This is a genomic window from Sorangium sp. So ce327, assembly GCF_051530205.1.
Lineage (GTDB): Bacteria > Myxococcota_A > Polyangia > Polyangiales > Polyangiaceae > Sorangium > Sorangium cellulosum_B.
The window spans coordinates 8,286,653-8,302,077 of record NZ_CP150330.1; the positions used below are offsets into that span (position 1 = coordinate 8,286,653).

Consider the following 15,425-nt stretch of genomic DNA (forward strand, 5'->3'; position numbering starts at 1 on the left):
GCACCGGCGACGCCGGAAGCTGCGCGGAACGAACGGAGGAGGGCAGGGCGACGCATGACCCAGAGTTTAGTTGTTTACATAGCGCCGTACCCGGGAAGCAAGCACGCTGTTCGGATGCCGGCGAAGAAATGCCGCGGCGCGCTGCGAGGCAGCATCGGCGCGGCCGCTCTTCGCGAGCGCGTCGATCCGCAGGACCTCGGCCTCGAGGCTCAGCCGCCCGCGCGGATGCGCCCTGGAGTAGGCGTCCAGGAGCGAGAGCGCGCCTCGCGCGTTCCCGCTCGCGAGCATCGTGCGCGCCGCGTCCAGCGCGCCGAGCTCCGCCTCCAGGGCGCGGGGACCGGACGGCTTCGGATCGAGCTTCGTGGCCGCAGCGCTGCTGCCACCCGCGAGCGCCGGGGCCATCGTCTCCTCCGCGAGAGCCTCCTCCGGCGCTGGCGCCGAGGCAGGCGCCTGCACAGGCTGCGCCGCCGTCTGCGCGACCGGGTCGGCGAGCGCGGGGCCGAAGCGGTGCGCCGCGGTGACGTCCGGCGCGTCTTGCCCGCGCCAGGCGAGGTAGCCCGCCGGGATGCCGGCGAGCATGCCCACCGTCGAGAGCGCGACGAGGATCTTGGTCCAGCCGAGCTTCATGGCGAGCGACGAGGACGTCGCGGACACCCCTGCCGCAGAGAGCGCCGCAGGCGCCGCCACGCTGGCCGACAGGGCTGCAGCGCCGGCGAGCCCCAGCGCGGCCAGCGTCTTCGCGCGCGTCTCCGGTGACGTGGGATACGACGCGCCTGCGCTCAGCAGCGCGCGTTCGAGCGGGTTGTCGCTCTCCTCCAGTAGGCGACGTGGTTCCATCATCGTCTCACCTCGCTCGTCGAAACGAGCTCCAGCGCGCGGACGCGCTCACGAAAATCGGCCCTGGCCCTTCGCAGCCGAGAGGCCACGGTGCCCTGCGGGATCCCCAGCACGCCGGCGATCTCCACCATGCTCATCTCCTCGAACTCGTACAGCACGAACACGGTCCGCAGATCGGACTCCATCTGGTCGAGGACCTGATCGAGCATCTGTCGCGCGTGTTTCTGGCTGGTGAGCTGCTCGGGTGTCGCAGCGTCCACAACCTCCGGCGGCTCGGCCGCGGGGAACTCTCGCCGGCGCGCGGCGCTGCGGCGCGCGTGGGCGGCTACGTGAAGCGCGGTCTGGAGAAGAAAACTCTTCTCGGCGCCCGGCCGGACGTCGTCCAGCCGCTGCGCGGCGGCGATGAAGGTGCGCTGCACCGCATCGTCGATCTCGGCAGCAGGGGTCCCCGCGTTGCGGAGCACCCGCCCGATGAAGTCAAGATGAGCGTCCACCATCCGTCGCAGGCGCGCGTCCCGCTGCTTCACGTTTGCCGCCGATGGAGCAACGCTCGCCGGCTCGCTGTCAGGCAAAGCAGGCGATGTCATGACGTCGGCAACCATGCTCACCGCGAGGCGAGGCATGAGACCAGTGAAGAACGGACTCTACCCGGAAGCAATGGGCGACAGCCAGAGCGGAACATTGTCCTCGGGTCGGGGGGGGCAGCGCGCCTGCGGCCCAGCTTCCGGATGCCGTGCATGGGTCATAATTCCCAGCGCGAGTCGGAGTGATCACAGAATCCTGGCTTAGAAGTTGTGCACGATTCCAACGCCAACGAGCGGCGAGATCACCGGCGTCTCACCGACCGTTTCTGCAGACCACCCCATCGTGAACCGCCGGTGAACGAGCGGCACGAGGACGCCGGCCTCGAGCTCGAGGGCGGTCCCCCCGCCGAGGAGCGCAGCGGCGCGCGCGAAGCCTCCCACGCTCCACCACGATCGCACGACGGACTCCGGGTTCGAGATACCTCGTCCCGCCGCCGCGAGCCAGCCGCCGGCGGCGACGACGCACGGCTCTGCGCTGACGACAGGGCCGAGCTGCCAGCGCACCGGGCACGCGGAGAGGGCCGCAGCCGCCCACTGGATGAGGACGCTGTCGCCGCCCGACAGCAGGTCGTTCCGGGCGTACATCAGCGAGAGGCCGAACGAAGGGCTCAACGGGCCCTCGACGTGCGGGGTCACCCGGGCGCCGAGGGCGCCGCCCAGGCTCACATGAGGTGCGACGACGTGGGTCACCACGGCGTGCGCGCCGAGCGCGAACTTGAGCGGCGGCGCCTCTCGCGGGGCGACCGGCGGCGCAGGGGGGGCAGCGGGCGGCGGCGGCGCAGGGGGAGCGAGGGGCGCGGTCACCTCGACCACCTCGTCGAGCGAGAGCGCCGCGGTGAGCGAGAGCGCCTGGACCACGACGTCGCACGACGTGGCATCGACGGTGCGCGTGTCGGTCTCGCCGCCCGCGTGAACGACGCGCAGCTCGCCGTGGACCCCAGCCCCGCCGCGGCTCAGCCGGACGCGGACACCCCAGCCGTCCTCTCCGTCCGCCGCGAGGCGCACGCGGTCCGACCGCGCACGGAGGCCCTCGTAGAACTGGTCGGCGGTCGAGCAGTCCGCCGGGGCATCGAAGTCGATGCGAATAGGGATCGGCGCCGGCGCCGCGGTGGCCGAGGACCAACCGAGGACGACGAGCTCGATGAGCGAGATGCCGTCACCGGAAGCCACGGGCCCGAAGGTGCCACGAACTGTTCGCAAACCGCCAGATGGTCATGCACCCAGCAGATGTGCTGCGTGCAAAAATCCAGGGGGCGACGCGGCGGGGTGGCGGCGCGCACACACACAGGCGCTGTGAGCTGCCTCATCGCGCGAACGCGAGGTCGCGCTCACGCTCCTCGGAGGCGCGCGAGCACCGCGCGCAGCGATCCGAGCTCCGCGTCCGCGCCGGTGAAGTCCGACGGCGCCGTCAGCGGCGACGGGACGACCCAGCACGTCAGGCCCGCGGCCTTGGCCGACCGGAGCCCGCGCTCGGAGTCCTCGATCACGAGGACATCGCGCGCCGCGAGCCCCAGCCGCTCGCAGGCGATCCGGTACGGCTCGGGATCCGGCTTGGCGCGCGCGTACTGATCGCGCGTGAGCGCGAACTCGAACCACCGCAGGAGGCCCGTCGCCGCGTGCGCTCGGTGGAACGGCTCGGGCTTGCTGCTCGTGACGATCGCCATGCGAAAGCGCGCGGCGAGCTCCGTGACGACCTCTCGCACGCCCGGCAACAGCGTGTCTCCGCCCGCCACGAGCTCGAGGTACCGGCGATCCCGCTCGTCGGCCAGCCGCCGCACGCCCGCCTCGTCGACCCCGCGAGCGCTGGCGAGGTGCCAGGCGCCGCGCGCCTCGACGAGGAACAGCTGGCGATAGTCGTCGATGGTGAGATCGACGCCGACCGACGCAATCGTCTCGCGCGTTGCCTGGAAGTAAAGCCCTTCGGTGTCGACGAGGACTCCATCGTTGTCCCAGAGGATGGCCTTGAACACGCCGGGCCTTCGTAGCGCCGCCCCTCGATGCCGGCAAGCGAGCCCGGCGGCAGCGGGCGCCACGCGTCGGCCTCTCACCGATCGGAAGGACGCGCGCACGCGAGCGCCACGCCGGCGCGATTCACGTCGTGGACGCCCGCGACGGCCACCCATCCGCCGGAACCAGCAAGGGTCCCAGCCGAGCGCATCGACGGTTTCCCTGCCGCCCTGCCTGTCGGTGGGAGAGGCAACCCGGAGACAAACCGACGAGGCGGCGAGACGAGGCGAGGCGAGGCGAGACGAGACGAGGCGAGGCGAGGCGAGGCGAGGCGAGGCGAGGCGAGACCAGACCAGACGCGGAGAAGCGGAGACATAAGCGCTCGCGAGGGACAAAGTTCGTGACTGCGCCACCAGGGATGGTGCTAGCCTCGGTCAAGGCGGATAACACCAACGCATCCACCGAGGCGGTGCTCCCATGGGTGACAAATCTCCGAAGGCCAAAGAGCGACAGAAGAAGCAGGACACGGCGGAGAAGAACCAGAAGAAGGCAGCCGCGACCGCCAAGGCGTCGCCTGCTCCGGCCGCGCCCGCCAAGAAGGGCAAGTAGCCGGACCGAGCGGGGCCGCGCTCGGCGCGGCTCACACCCCGCTTCGACAGAGCTCCTCACCTCTCCCGTGGCTCGGCGCGCGCGTCGCTCGGCGCCGGGCCACGGACGAGCCTGATTTCTTCCACCGCAGCATCTTCCTGGCGCGGCGGCCTCGCGCTAGAGAGGGCCGAGCCGTGCGACCCACCCCGCTCCAAGCCGTCGCGCCGCCGCTCGCCGCGCTCGTGATCCTGCTGGCGCTCTGGGAGGCGCTCGCCCGAGCGCTCAGCGTCCCTGCGTATCTCCTGCCGCCCCCTTCGGACGTGGCGCGGGCGGGCGCGGTGAACGCCGCCACCCTGCTCGCCGGCGCCGTCACGACGGCGAAGGCCGCGCTCGCGGGCTTCTTCCTCAGCGCCGCGGTCGGCGTGCTCGCCGCCATCGCGCTCGCCTCGTCGCGCCCGCTCGAGAGGGCGCTCTATCCCTATACCGTCTTCCTGCAGACCGTCCCGATCGTCGCCATCGCCCCGCTGCTCGTGCTCTGGTGCGGCCCCGGCCTGCGCGCGGTCGCGGTCTCGGCGTTCATCGTCTCCGTGTTCCCTGTCATCGCGAACACGCTCGCGGGCCTGCGCTCCGTCGAGCCCGCGCTGCGGGATCTCTTCCGGCTCTACGGGGCGGGCCGCTTCGCCACGCTCCGCAAGCTCGAGCTGCCCTCGGCGCTCCCCCACCTCGTGACGGGGCTCCGGATCGCGGCGGGCCTCGCCGTCATCGGCGCGATCGTCGGGGAGTTCGTCGCCGGCTTCTCGGAGGACGCCGCCGGCCTGGGCATCCTGGTCCTCTCCGCCTACCGCCAGCTGCGCACGGATCTGCTCTTCGCCGCCGTGCTGCTCGCCTCGGGGCTCGGCCTCGCGCTGTTCGGCGCCGTCGACCTCGCCGGCAGGCGGCTCTTGCGGCGCTGGCATCCTTCGGAGATCAATCGCTGATGCACTTCCCCGACAGCCGCCGGTTGTTCCTCCGACAGCTCGCACGCCTCGCCTCCCTCGCCGCCGTCCCCCTCCTCGCCCCCGCCTGCTCGCGCTCGCAGGCGCCGGAGGGCGACGGGCGCGCCTCGTCCGCGTCCCCGCAAGGCAGCGCGCCGGCCGCGCCTTCGCAGAGCGCGCCGGCCGCGCCCGCCCAGAACGCGCCGGCCGCGAAGGTGAAGCTCGCCCTCAACTGGGTCCCGGAGCCCGAGTTCGGGGGGTTCTACGCCGCGCGCGAGTCGGGCGCGTTCGCCAAGGAGGGGCTCGATGTCGAGATCCTCGGCGGCGGCGCCGGCGTGCCGGTCGTCCAGATGGTGGCCGGCGGGCAGGTGGATTTCGGCATCTCCGGCGCCGACGAGGTGCTCACCGCCCGCGCCCGCGGCGCGGACGTGCTCCCCCTCTTCGCCGTGTTCCAGACCTCGCCGCAGGCCATCATGACCCACGAGAGCCGCGGCGCGAAGAGCATCGCCGACATCCTCAAGTCGGGCACGCTCGCGATCGAGCCGGGGCTGCCTTACGCCGCGTACCTCAAGAAGAAGTACGGGTTCAACAAGGTGAAGGTCGTGCCGTACGACGGCGGCGTCGCCCGCTTCGTCGCCGACAAGGACTTCTCCCAGCAGTGCTTCATCACCGCCGAGCCGATCGCGGCCAAGCGCAAGGGGAGCGATCCCGCCGCGTTCCTGGTGGCCAGCGAGGGGTTCAACCCGTACGTCGTGGTCGTGATCACGCGCGCAGCCCTCTGGAAGGAGAACCCGGAGCGCGTCCGCGCGTTCGTCCGCGCGACGCGCGAGGGCTGGCGCACATACCTCCAGGATCCGACGCGGTCCAACGAGATCATGGCCAAGCTCAACACCTCGATGGACGCGGAGACCTTCGTCGCCGCGGCCGAGGCGCAGCGGCCGCTGATCGAGACCACCGAGACCAAGGAGAAGGGCCTCGGCGTGATGACCAGCGAGCGCTGGGAGACGCTCGCGAAGCAGCTCGTGGACCTCGGCGTGCTCGAGAAGGCGCCGCCGATCGACGAGGTGCTCGTCGCGACGCGCTGAGCGGCGCGACAGGCGCGCGGCGCGACGCGCGGCGAGAGATCTCGGCCCGCGACTTCGTCTAGAATGTCGCACGCCGCGCCTCGTGGCGCAGCCGCGCCTCAACGCAAGGGAAGAACGCCCTCCATGGCTTCCACGCATCGACCTCGGGCCAGCCGGCTCCCGTTCGCCTCGCTGCCCCTCGCGGCGGCGTACGTGCCTGCCGCCGTCGCCGTCGCCATCGCCTTTGCCGCGTGCGGCGACGAGTTCACGGTGCGCCCGCCCGACGCGTCGACGAGCTCGAGCACCGGCGGCGGGAGCGGCGGGAGCGGCGGGGGCGGCGGCGGGTGTCCTGGAGGCGGCATGGTCTGCGGCGACGCATGCGTCGACCCGATGACGGACACGCGGCACTGCGGCGCCTGCGACGTCGCCTGCCCGACCATCGGCGGCGAGCCGACCTGCCAGGACGGGGTCTGCCAGTCGCCGGCGTGCGAGGAGAACCGCGGCAACTGCGACAAGGACCCCGAGAACGCCTGCGAGGTGGACCTGCTCACGAGCACCGAGCACTGCGGCAGGTGCGACAAGCCCTGCGGCGGCCAGTGCGTGCGGGGCGCCTGCGTCGTGCCCACGCACATCGCGGCCGGCACGGATTACACGTGCGCGGTGCTCAGCGACGGCTCGGTCTGGTGCTGGGGCAGGAACACCTGGGGCAACCTCGGCGACGGGACGCTGCAGCAGGATCGACCGATCCCGAGGCCGGTCACGGGCCTCAGCGGCGCCGCCAGGGTCGCGGCGAGCATCTCGTCGGGGCGCGCGCACACCTGCGCGGTGCTGACCGACGGCGCTGTGGCGTGCTGGGGCGCGGGCAACAGCGGTCAGCTCGGCGACGGCGAGGCGACGAACTCCCCTTCCCCCGTGCGCGCCAAGGAGCTCGCGGGCGCGACCCAGGTCGCCGTCGGCGGGACCCATACCTGCGCGGTGACGGCGTCGCACGAGCTCTATTGCTGGGGCGAGGGCAGCTCCGGCCAGCTGGGCTACGGCGACGAGGTCGATCGGGTCGAGCCCACCGTGATGCTGGACGGCGTGGACTCGGTGAGCGCCGGCCTCTCGCACACCTGCGCCGGCATGACCGAGCAGATGGGCGAGCGCAGGATGAACTGCTGGGGCCACAACGAGAGCGGCCAGCTCGGCCTCGGCAACTTCAACCAGCAGAACACCCCGCAGCCCGTGGCGGGCCTCACCAGCGTCGCGCTCACGGCCGCGGGCGCCTTGCACACGTGCGCCGCGCCGGCGGGCGGCGTGGCCTCCTGCTGGGGCAAGGGAGAGCAGTTCCGCCTCGGGACTGGCCTTGTGAACCCTGAGGCGATTCCGCGGAAGATCCCGGACCTCGTGGACGTGACCCGGATCTCGCTCGGCGCGAGGCACTCCGGCGCGGTGCTGGCGGGCGGCGAGGTGCTCCTGTGGGGCGACAACGCGAAGGGGCAGCTCGGCAACGGCACGCAGGATCCGGGGCTCCTTCCGGAGACGATCGGGCTGACCGACGTGGTCGAGCTGGCCCTCGGAGATGACCACAGCTGCGCGCTCAAGCGCACGGGCGAGATGCTCTGCTGGGGTGACAACAGGAACGGGGAGCTGGGCGACGGGACCGTCGAGCCCCGGCTGGTGCCGACGCGCGTCGCCTGGCCGACGCAGCCTTAGCGCGACGCCTCGAGCGCGGGCCCCCCGCGCGCCACAGGATGCCTTCGGGAGCATTCGGCAGCACTCACCAACACGCCACCAGGACGCGCTCTCCGCCCGTTGCATACATTCGTCGCCACGTGCACCACGTAATTAACGTCGACTAACGTGGACTGACGTGGATTGACGTGGACTGACGTGGATTGACGTGGACTGACGTGGACCGACGTGACCGCGCTGTGCAGTCAGGGCGCAAGCGCGCAACTACGCGGACACACATATGAAACATGACGCGGGCGACGCGGGCGACGCGGGCGACGCGAGCGGTGCGACACAGGTCAGCCGGGCAGCGACCTCCCTGATATTTCATGAACCGAAGAATTTCGACTCGACAGCCAATCAGCTCAACCGCATATACTCCAGCTATCATGGCCGCATCGTCAGCCTGACGAAGCCAGGCACTTTGCACTTTGTCTTCTCGACGCGGCCTATTCCGACAACTCCGGTCCCGCAACCACGGACCCATGGAGGGAACATGCCGCATTCCGTCACGTCAAAATCATCGCACTCCAACGGAAAATGGTTGGCTTGCGGCGCGCTGTCGCTCCTCGCCGCGGTGTCGCCGCTGATCCCGGGTCCGGCGCTGGCGCAGGGGGGGTGCTACGGCGAGATCAAGACGTTCGCGACGGTCCCGGCGGCTCCGGGGTTCCCCGAAGGCATCGCGGTCCATGGGAATCGGGTCTACGTCTCCGGCCCAGCGATGTTCGGCACCGCAGGTCAAGGCCCGTCGAAGATCGTCGTATTCGACAGGGACACCAAAATCCAGAAAAACACGATCGTCTTGGCGGGCGAGACGCTCGCCGACGAGCATGCGCTGAGCTGCATCGCCGTCGACGACGACGGCCGGGTCTACGCGCTCAGCACGCAGCTCGGCCTTCTGCGCTTCACGAAGACTGGACACGGATATGTCCAGGAGAGCTACGGCGATCCGCTGCCGGATCTGCCGCCGTGCGTGATGGCCGCGCCGGGAGAGGCGTGCTCGCCGGCGCTCTTCCCGACGCCGCCGCTGCCGAACGATATCGCCTTCGACGAGGAGGGTTACGCGTATGTGACCGACTCGCTGCAGGCGACGATCTTCCGCTACCCGCCCGGGGGGGGCGCGCCGGAGATCTGGTTCCAGAGCGCCGCCCTCGTCGGCAGCGGCGACGTGCCGATCGGCGTGAACGGGATCCGGCTCGATCCGGAGCGGGAGCACGTCTATTTCTCGGTGTCGTTCTCCCCTTCGGACACGAGCCTGGGGTCCATCTACCGGCTCCCCCTCGTCGAGGCCCCCGAAGAGGCCGATCTGGAGCTCGTCCACGACTACGATGCTGGCGAGGCGCCCGACGGGTTCGCCTTCGGCAAGTCGGGGAAGCTCTATGTCACGCTCGCGGCGGCCAACGCGATCTCGGTGCTGGACGAGGACGGGGTCGAGGAATCGCGCATCGAGAGCGCACCAGGGGACGAGATCCCCCTCGACGCCCCCGCCAACGTGGCCTTCAACGACCCGGCGCAGACGCTGCTCATCGTGAATCACGCGAGCTTCACCAGGAACCCCGCGCACTTCGGGGTGCTGAGGGTCTGGGTCGGCGACAAGGCCGATCCGCTCGAGAAGCCGTCGCTCCCCTGAGACGAGACCAGGGCTCCGGCCGGCGCCCTCGCCTCAGGCGAGGCCCCCGCGCCGGCGCACGATCCAGTGCGCGCCGAGCGCCGCGGCCGCCGCCAGCGTCCAGGCCCAGGGGGGCAGGAGCGGCGCGACGTGGCGCTCGGCCGCCACCTGCGTCGCGGCAGGCAGCGACAGCGAGCCGGCGCCCGACGGGAGCACCGACGCGCCGCCCGTCGCGCGGGCGATCTCCTCCAGGCGGGCGACGTCGGGGCGGGGATCGGCCCACTCGTCGCCGCCGCGCTCGCACGCGAAGTCGCGCCGCGTCGTCGCCCGCTTCTGGTCGCCTCCGTCGCCGACGGCGCCTTCCGGGACGATCTCCACCGTGGCCGAATAACCCCCGGGCTCGAGGCGACCGGCGGCGAGCTCGACCGGCTCGCCGCCCTCGCCGATCGGCGCGGTCAACGTCTTCACGACCGCGCCGCTGCCGAGGCGCGCGATGGTCACCCTGGCCTCGCCGCGCTGCCCGGCGAGGGGGCGCAGCACGAGCGCCGTCTCCTCGCCCGCGAGGCATCCGCCGCGCGGCTCGATCGCGGCAGGCTCGAAGCGCGGATCGCGCATGAGCCAGCCGAGCAGGGCGTCCCAGAACGCGCCGTGCGCGCGGCCCGCGGAGCTCGAGGCGAACGCGCTGAAGAGCAGGCGGTGGCTGCCGTCGAGCGTCAGCGCGATCGTCCGGCCGCTCTCGTGCTCGCCCAGCGAGAGCACCGGCATCGGCGCGCCCGAGGCCGTCGTGCGGGTCGGGTGCGTCATCAGCACCGTCGCCCCGGGGAGCGGATCGCCGACGACGTTGGTCCCCGGCATCTCCGGCATCTCGTCGCCGATCAGCGCGAGCAGCGGCGCGAGCACCGGCGCCGCGCGGCCGGCGGCGGTGATGCGCGGCACGAAGGCGCCGAGATCCACCTTGGGCGCGCGGCCGATGTCGAGATCCACCGGCAGGACGCGGGCGAGCCGCGTGCGCGCATAGTTGCCCGACACGAAGGCGTTCGGGCCGCCCACCATGATGAGCCCGCCGCCCTTGTCGACATACTGCGCCAGGGCCGGGAGGTGCTTGGTCAGGCCGTACGGCGCGGCGTCGAAGTCCTGCAGGACGACCGCATCGAAGCTCGAGAGGTGGACGCTGAAGAGCTCGTCGACCGGGAACGGGATCAGCGCGAGCTCGTCCGACGACGCGTTCACCTCGTCGCCGGGCGTGCGCAGGATGAAGAAGGCCACGACGTCGACCGAGGCGTCGGCCTTGAGCCACATCCGGAGCGCGCGCACGTCGTACGTCGGCCGGCCCGCGACGTGGAGCACCCGGATGCGGTCGCGCGCGACGTCGAGCGTGATGTACCGGACGTCGTTCTCGGGGAGCTCGTCGCCGTCCGGCGCCTTGATCGACACCTCCAGGATGCGGGTGCCGGCGCGGTCGAGCGTCACGCCGAGCTCGACCGTGCCGACGCCGCCCTCGACGTGCGCCGTGCCCGTGGCGAGCGTCGTGGGCGCGCCCTGCTCGCGCAGCTCGCGGGCCACGACAGGGACGGCGTCGCACGCGAGGCCGCCGCTGCAGCCGATGTCGATGCGGAGCGAGAGCGGCTGGTGGGCGACCGCGGCGCCGGAGGTCCGGACCGCGCGGACGCCGGCGTCGCGCACGGACTCGGTCGCCACCGCGACCGTGTGCACCGGGACGTCGAGCCCCTCCAGCGCGGCCCGCGTCGCCGCGGCGGTGTCGTCGGGGCCCGGGCGGTCGAGCCGGCCATCGGAGACGACGACGAACGCCGACGGCCGCTCGTCGGCGGCGCGGGCGAGCGCCTCGAGCGCGGCGCTGAGATCCGAGCGGCGCTGCGGCCGGCCTCGCGCGGGCGACGCGGGCGCCGCGGCCGACCCGGAGGCGGCGGCCGGCGCCCCCGCGTCCCTGTCGGGCGCCGTCGCGGCGCCAGCGCTCCCGCCCGGCGCCGGCGCGGCGCCGCCGCCTTCGCCTGCCTGCCCGTCGGCCGGCAGCGGCGCCCCTTCGCCGAACACGTAGCGGGAGAGCCGGACGTCGGCGCGCTTCCCGAGCTCCTCGACCGCGCGCTCGGCGCTCTCGCGGCGGGTCCCCGAGACGCCCGGCAGGTCCATGGATCGGGAGCCGTCGACAAGCACCACGACCTTGGGGCCGACGAGGCTCCCGCGCGACGTGACCGCGACCGGGCGGAGGATGGCGGCGAGCAGGCCGAGCACGGCGAGCGCGCCCGTGAGCGCCGTGCCGAGCGCCGCGCGCGCGGGCGCGGCGCCCACCGCCCCGGCGGCGCGGCCGCGCGCGCGGACGAGCTCGAGCACGAGCAGGCCGAAGCTCAGGGCCGCGACGACGCAGGCGACGGCGACGATCGGCGACGAGAGGTCGCCCGAGGGCGCGAAGCTCCGGGTCACGGCCGCTCCGGGAGCGAGAGGAGCGCGGGAAGCGCGCGAGAAGAGGGAGCCCCGCTCGCTGCGCCGGCGTGGGAGAGCGACAGCGCGGGCAGCGAGTCGAGGGCGCGTGGCACGCGCGGAGCCTAGTACATCGGGGCGGAGTGTCCCAGCCCGGCGCCGTTGCTGCGACCTCTCGGGCGACCTCGAACAACACTGAGCCACCTTGAAACGCCGGGTACGCCGCGCGTAGGCTCGAAGCCTCGTGACGATGCGCGAAGAGCTGGACGAGGCCGGGCGGCTCAGGGCAGAGAACGCAGCGCTGCGCGCGCGGGTCGAGGCGCTGGAGAAGGCGCTGGCGGAGCGCTCCAACGGTCATGCACAGAGCGCAGCCGCGCCGGAAGGCACGGCAGACGTGGAGGCCCTCGACGCGCTCGAGGGGCTGCCCACGGCGGTGCCGGCGGTGATCCAGTGGCGCCTGGACGGCGCGGTGACGTACTGGAACGACAGCGCCGAGCGCCTCTTCGGCTGGAGCGCGAGCGAGGCCGTCGGCCGCCGGCTGGCCGACCTCGTCGGCGCGGTCCCCGTGTCCACCGCCGCGGCGCGGGCGTTCGACTTCGCCCGGGAGGAGAGCCGCTTCGCCGCGACCACGAGCGAGTGCAGGACGAAAGGAGGTCACGCGTTCCTCTGCCGGTGGACCTACGCCGTGCTGCGCGACGGCCGAGGCGACGCGCACGAGATCGCGGCGCTCGTCGATGACATCAGCGACCGGCAGCGGAGGGAGAAGACGGTGCAGGGGCGATACCAGCTGCTCCTGCAGCTGGTGGACAACGCGCGCAGCTCCATCTTCGTCAAGGACACCGCGGGGCGCTACGTCCTCGCCAACCGGTTGCATGCGCAGCTGATGGAGAGGCACGTCCTCGAGGTCATCGGCCGGGATGAGTTCGAGCTGGCCGCCGTGGACCCCGCGGCCACCGCGATGATCGTGGCGAAGGAGCGCGAGGTGATGACCGGCGGGCAGGTCATGCAGTTCGAGGAGGTGGTGCCGATAGGCGGCGCTCAACACCATTTCTTCACGGTCAAATTCCCGATCCACGACGAGCGCGGCGCGCCGATAGGCATGGGCGGCATCGTGACCGAGATCACCTCTCTGAAGCGCGCGGAGGCGGAGCGGGCCGCGCTGCAGGAGGAGATCATCTTCGCGCAGCAGACCGCCCTCCGCGAGCTGTCGACGCCGCTCATCCCGCTCGCCGACCGGGTGGTCGCGATGCCGCTCGTCGGGACGATCGACAGCGGGCGCGCGGAGCAGATCATGGAGACGTTGCTCTCCGGCATCAGCAGCCAGGGCGCCCACACGGCGATCCTGGACATCACGGGCGTGCGCGCCGTCGACACGCACGTCGCGGACGCGCTGACGCGCACCGCGCGCGCCGCCCAGCTGCTCGGCACCCGCGTGGTGCTCACCGGCGTCCGCCCGGAGGTGGCGCAGACGCTCGTCACGCTCGGCGTGGATCTGTCCGGGATCACCACGCTGAGCACGCTGCAAAGCGGCATCGCGCACGCCCTCCGCCACGCCAGGCGGTAGCTGCGCGCGGCCAGACACCGGAGCTCCTGGCCGCTCAGCCCTCCTGCGTGAGGTACTGGAGGAGCGCGGCCTCATCGCTCGAGATCAGCCGCTCGATGCCGTCCTCCCGCGCGAAGCGCTGGATCTGGAGCGCGCCGACGACGCTCTGCACGAGCACGCCGACCCGCCGGAAGCCCCGCAGCCAGTGCGGCCTCAGGCGCTTCATCGTCGCCTCGAACGACGGGTCGTTCCTGCCGGGGACGGCGCGGACGTCGACGAAGAGGGCGTGATGGGCGCGGCCCAGCCGGTCGAGGACGCGGATGAGCTCTCCCATCACCGCCTCGATCTCCTCCAGCGACGCGAACGGCCTGGAGCTGCGGACGGTCCAGACGACGCGCAGGGACGCGTCGAACAGCACGGTGAAGTGGTCGTCCTGCCAGACCAGCTTCGGCGCAGCGGCGAGGCGACCCGAGGTCATCGCGCCTCACGGCCGCGCAGGCGCGGAGCGGGGTCGGTTGTCGTCGACGGCGCGGCGGCGCATCAGGAACGGCGCGTGCACCTGGTCGTCCTTGTAGTTCGAGCAGAGCACGTACATCGCGATGTTCACGGCCAGGCGGAACGCGCGCTCCCGCTGCGCCTCGCCCCCGGGCGTGACCTCGACGCTCGGCCCTCCGCCCTCCGAGCGCGCCAGGGCGCCGGCGAGGTCGTGGTCGGAGAAGATCACCTGCGGCATGCCGCCGCGCACGATCGCGGAGAGCTTCGGCGGGCCCTCGACGCGGCCGACGGCGCGCGGGAGGAGATAGAAGGAGCGGAAGACGACGTTCTCCGTGCCGATCGGGATCGGAGAGCCCTCCGGCAGGACGCGGGCGAGCTCGCGCCGCGCGGCGCGGCCGAACGCGCCGCTGCCCGGGGCGAAGTCGTCGACGAGGAGCACGCCGCCGAGGGCGAGGAAGCGGCGCAGGCCGAAGACCTCGCGCTCGGTGAGCGGCGGGAGGTCGCCCTCGCCGCCCCAGAGCGCGAACGGCTCGGCGAGCAGCGCCGGGTCGTCGGCGCGGACCGTGGTCGGGTTGCGGCGCGCCGGCGCGCTCGTCCGCCGCTCCAGCTCGAACGACCAGCGCGCGGGGGCGGTGGCGCGCACCCCCTCCCATCGCGCGTCGCCCGTCAGCAGCGGCCGCGGGTTCCACGCCCCCTCCTCGCCGAAGGCGCGCACGGGGCGCGGCACCGCGAGGAGGAGCAGCGCGGAGACGAGCACCAGCGCCAGGACCGCGAGGCGCCGCGGCCGCGCCGCGGCGAGGCGCGGCGGCTTTGCCGAAGCGGCGGGGCGCGAGGGCGGCGGCGCCGCCTCACCGCCCCGGCCGCGCGGCCGGCGAGCGCCGAGCCGGCCGAGCCATCGTCTCAATCGAAGTCCTCGACCCGCCATACGCCCGCCTCGCGCCGGAGCTTCACCTCGTGCCCACCCGGGATCTGCACCGTCGCGGAGTCGCCGGCAATCCGGACCTCGAGCCCCTCGGGCTGAGCGAGCCCCTCGACGAGCGAGCGGAGGTCGCTCTCGATGGCGGCGCGCGTGGCCGGCGTGAGGACGCGCAGCAGGCCGGCATAGCTGCGGCGCGCGAGGACGCGGCGGAGCTGCTCGAGGGCCTGCTCGGGGGTGCGGCCGCCCGCGGGAAGCGCGTCGGCGGCCGAGATCCGGAAGGCGCGCTCGCGCTCGTCGAGCTCGAGCGTCGCGATCTCGCCGTCCGGGTAGCGGACGCGGGCGCGGGTCTTGACCACGACCCCGGGCGCCGTGACGCTCCGCGCCTGCTCCGCGAGCTCGGCGCGCGCCTCGGCGACGCGCCGCCGCACCTCGTCGCGCGACATCGCGGTGCGGCTCTTGTCGCTCAGCATGCCGTAGATGGCGTCGGCGTCACCGCGCGCCGCCGCGTCGGCGTAGACCTGCACCGCCTCCTTGGGATCGGGCAGCGAGGACGACGCGCAGGCGAGGCCCGACAGCGGCAAGAGCGACAGGAGCGGCAGCGGCAGCCGCGGCGGCAGCGACGGCAGCGACGATCGGAGCGATCGCGGCAAGAACAGCGCGAGCAGCGAGGTGAGGGCGCGCGGCACGGGACGAGCCTAGTACATCGGCGGCGGCGC

General features: G+C 72.8%; 14 protein-coding genes. 6 read left to right on the plus strand and 8 right to left on the minus strand.

Annotated features, from left to right (window positions below; all coding sequences use genetic code 11):
• Nucleotides 1–66: 66 nt before the first annotated feature.
• From WME95_RS30745 to WME95_RS30760, 4 genes are all read right to left on the minus strand, one after another.
• Nucleotides 67–840: a hypothetical protein gene (locus WME95_RS30745; RefSeq protein ID WP_437902904.1), complete on the minus strand. Its 774-nt coding sequence runs from the start codon at nt 838–840 to the stop codon at nt 67–69.
• A complete protein-coding gene (locus tag WME95_RS30750) occupies nt 837–1,364 on the minus strand; it encodes an RNA polymerase sigma factor (protein ID WP_437708658.1) in 528 nt (175 codons plus the stop codon). The genes WME95_RS30745 and WME95_RS30750 overlap by 4 nt, the downstream gene beginning before the upstream one ends.
• A gap of 258 nt (nt 1,365–1,622) precedes the next feature.
• Entirely contained in the window at nt 1,623–2,621 is a 999-nt protein-coding gene (locus WME95_RS30755) for a hypothetical protein (RefSeq protein WP_437902905.1), read from the minus strand.
• A gap of 128 nt (nt 2,622–2,749) precedes the next feature.
• On the minus strand, nt 2,750–3,391 hold the full coding sequence (locus WME95_RS30760) for an HAD family hydrolase (RefSeq protein ID WP_437542424.1): 642 nt from the start codon (nt 3,389–3,391) through the stop codon (nt 2,750–2,752).
• 454 nt (nt 3,392–3,845) lie between these two features.
• On the opposite strand from WME95_RS30760, the gene WME95_RS30765 reads away from it, so the two are divergent.
• The 5 genes from WME95_RS30765 to WME95_RS30785 all read left to right on the plus strand — a co-directional run bounded on the left by WME95_RS30765 (nt 3,846) and on the right by WME95_RS30785 (nt 9,337).
• The gene (locus WME95_RS30765) at nt 3,846–3,977 is read left to right on the plus strand and encodes a hypothetical protein (protein WP_269454198.1); all 132 of its coding nucleotides are present in this window, start codon (nt 3,846–3,848) and stop codon (nt 3,975–3,977) included.
• A gap of 173 nt (nt 3,978–4,150) precedes the next feature.
• Nucleotides 4,151–4,933 (plus strand): ABC transporter permease, encoded by a 783-nt coding sequence (locus tag WME95_RS30770; protein WP_437542425.1) that lies wholly within the window; start codon nt 4,151–4,153, stop codon nt 4,931–4,933.
• Nucleotides 4,933–6,015: an ABC transporter substrate-binding protein gene (locus WME95_RS30775; RefSeq protein WP_437902906.1), complete on the plus strand. Its 1,083-nt coding sequence runs from the start codon at nt 4,933–4,935 to the stop codon at nt 6,013–6,015. The genes WME95_RS30770 and WME95_RS30775 overlap by 1 nt, the downstream gene beginning before the upstream one ends.
• A gap of 123 nt (nt 6,016–6,138) precedes the next feature.
• Entirely contained in the window at nt 6,139–7,689 is a 1,551-nt protein-coding gene (locus WME95_RS30780) for a hypothetical protein (RefSeq protein ID WP_437902907.1), read from the plus strand.
• A gap of 562 nt (nt 7,690–8,251) precedes the next feature.
• Complete coding sequence (locus WME95_RS30785; RefSeq protein ID WP_437902908.1) at nt 8,252–9,337, plus strand: SMP-30/gluconolactonase/LRE family protein; 1,086 nt, start codon at nt 8,252–8,254, stop codon at nt 9,335–9,337.
• Between the two features lie 33 nt (nt 9,338–9,370).
• Here WME95_RS30785 and WME95_RS30790 read toward each other — a convergent pair whose 3' ends face one another.
• The gene (locus tag WME95_RS30790; protein WP_437902909.1) at nt 9,371–11,755 is read right to left on the minus strand and encodes a glutamine amidotransferase; all 2,385 of its coding nucleotides are present in this window, start codon (nt 11,753–11,755) and stop codon (nt 9,371–9,373) included.
• Between the two features lie 247 nt (nt 11,756–12,002).
• On the opposite strand from WME95_RS30790, the gene WME95_RS30795 reads away from it, so the two are divergent.
• On the plus strand, nt 12,003–13,316 hold the full coding sequence (locus WME95_RS30795) for a PAS domain-containing protein (RefSeq protein ID WP_437911045.1): 1,314 nt from the start codon (nt 12,003–12,005) through the stop codon (nt 13,314–13,316).
• Nucleotides 13,317–13,350: 34 nt separating this feature from the next.
• Here the strand turns inward: WME95_RS30795 and WME95_RS30800 are convergent, their stop codons facing one another.
• Genes WME95_RS30800 through WME95_RS30810 form a run of 3 tightly spaced genes read right to left on the minus strand, consistent with a single transcriptional unit; the run spans nt 13,351 to nt 15,395 of the window.
• Entirely contained in the window at nt 13,351–13,773 is a 423-nt protein-coding gene (locus tag WME95_RS30800) for a hypothetical protein (protein WP_437902910.1), read from the minus strand.
• Between the two features lie 6 nt (nt 13,774–13,779).
• Nucleotides 13,780–14,694, minus strand: coding sequence for a DUF4159 domain-containing protein (locus tag WME95_RS30805; RefSeq protein ID WP_437902911.1), 915 nt, complete (start codon nt 14,692–14,694; stop codon nt 13,780–13,782).
• On the minus strand, nt 14,691–15,395 hold the full coding sequence (locus tag WME95_RS30810; RefSeq protein ID WP_437542432.1) for a hypothetical protein: 705 nt from the start codon (nt 15,393–15,395) through the stop codon (nt 14,691–14,693). The genes WME95_RS30805 and WME95_RS30810 overlap by 4 nt, the downstream gene beginning before the upstream one ends.
• Nucleotides 15,396–15,425 lie beyond the last annotated feature (30 nt).

What these genes read in the sequence shown, in the direction of transcription:
- WME95_RS30795 (WP_437911045.1), top strand. Translation starts at nt 12,003, where the DNA reads ATGCGCGAAGAGCTGGACGAGGCCGGGCGGCTCAGGGCAGAGAACGCA.
- WME95_RS30780 (WP_437902907.1), top strand. Translation starts at nt 6,139, where the DNA reads ATGGCTTCCACGCATCGACCTCGGGCCAGCCGGCTCCCGTTCGCCTCG.
- WME95_RS30775 (WP_437902906.1), top strand. Translation starts at nt 4,933, where the DNA reads ATGCACTTCCCCGACAGCCGCCGGTTGTTCCTCCGACAGCTCGCACGC.
- WME95_RS30800 (WP_437902910.1), bottom strand. Translation starts at nt 13,773, where the DNA reads ATGACCTCGGGTCGCCTCGCCGCTGCGCCGAAGCTGGTCTGGCAGGAC.
- WME95_RS30745 (WP_437902904.1), bottom strand. Translation starts at nt 840, where the DNA reads ATGATGGAACCACGTCGCCTACTGGAGGAGAGCGACAACCCGCTCGAA.
- WME95_RS30765 (WP_269454198.1), top strand. Translation starts at nt 3,846, where the DNA reads ATGGGTGACAAATCTCCGAAGGCCAAAGAGCGACAGAAGAAGCAGGAC.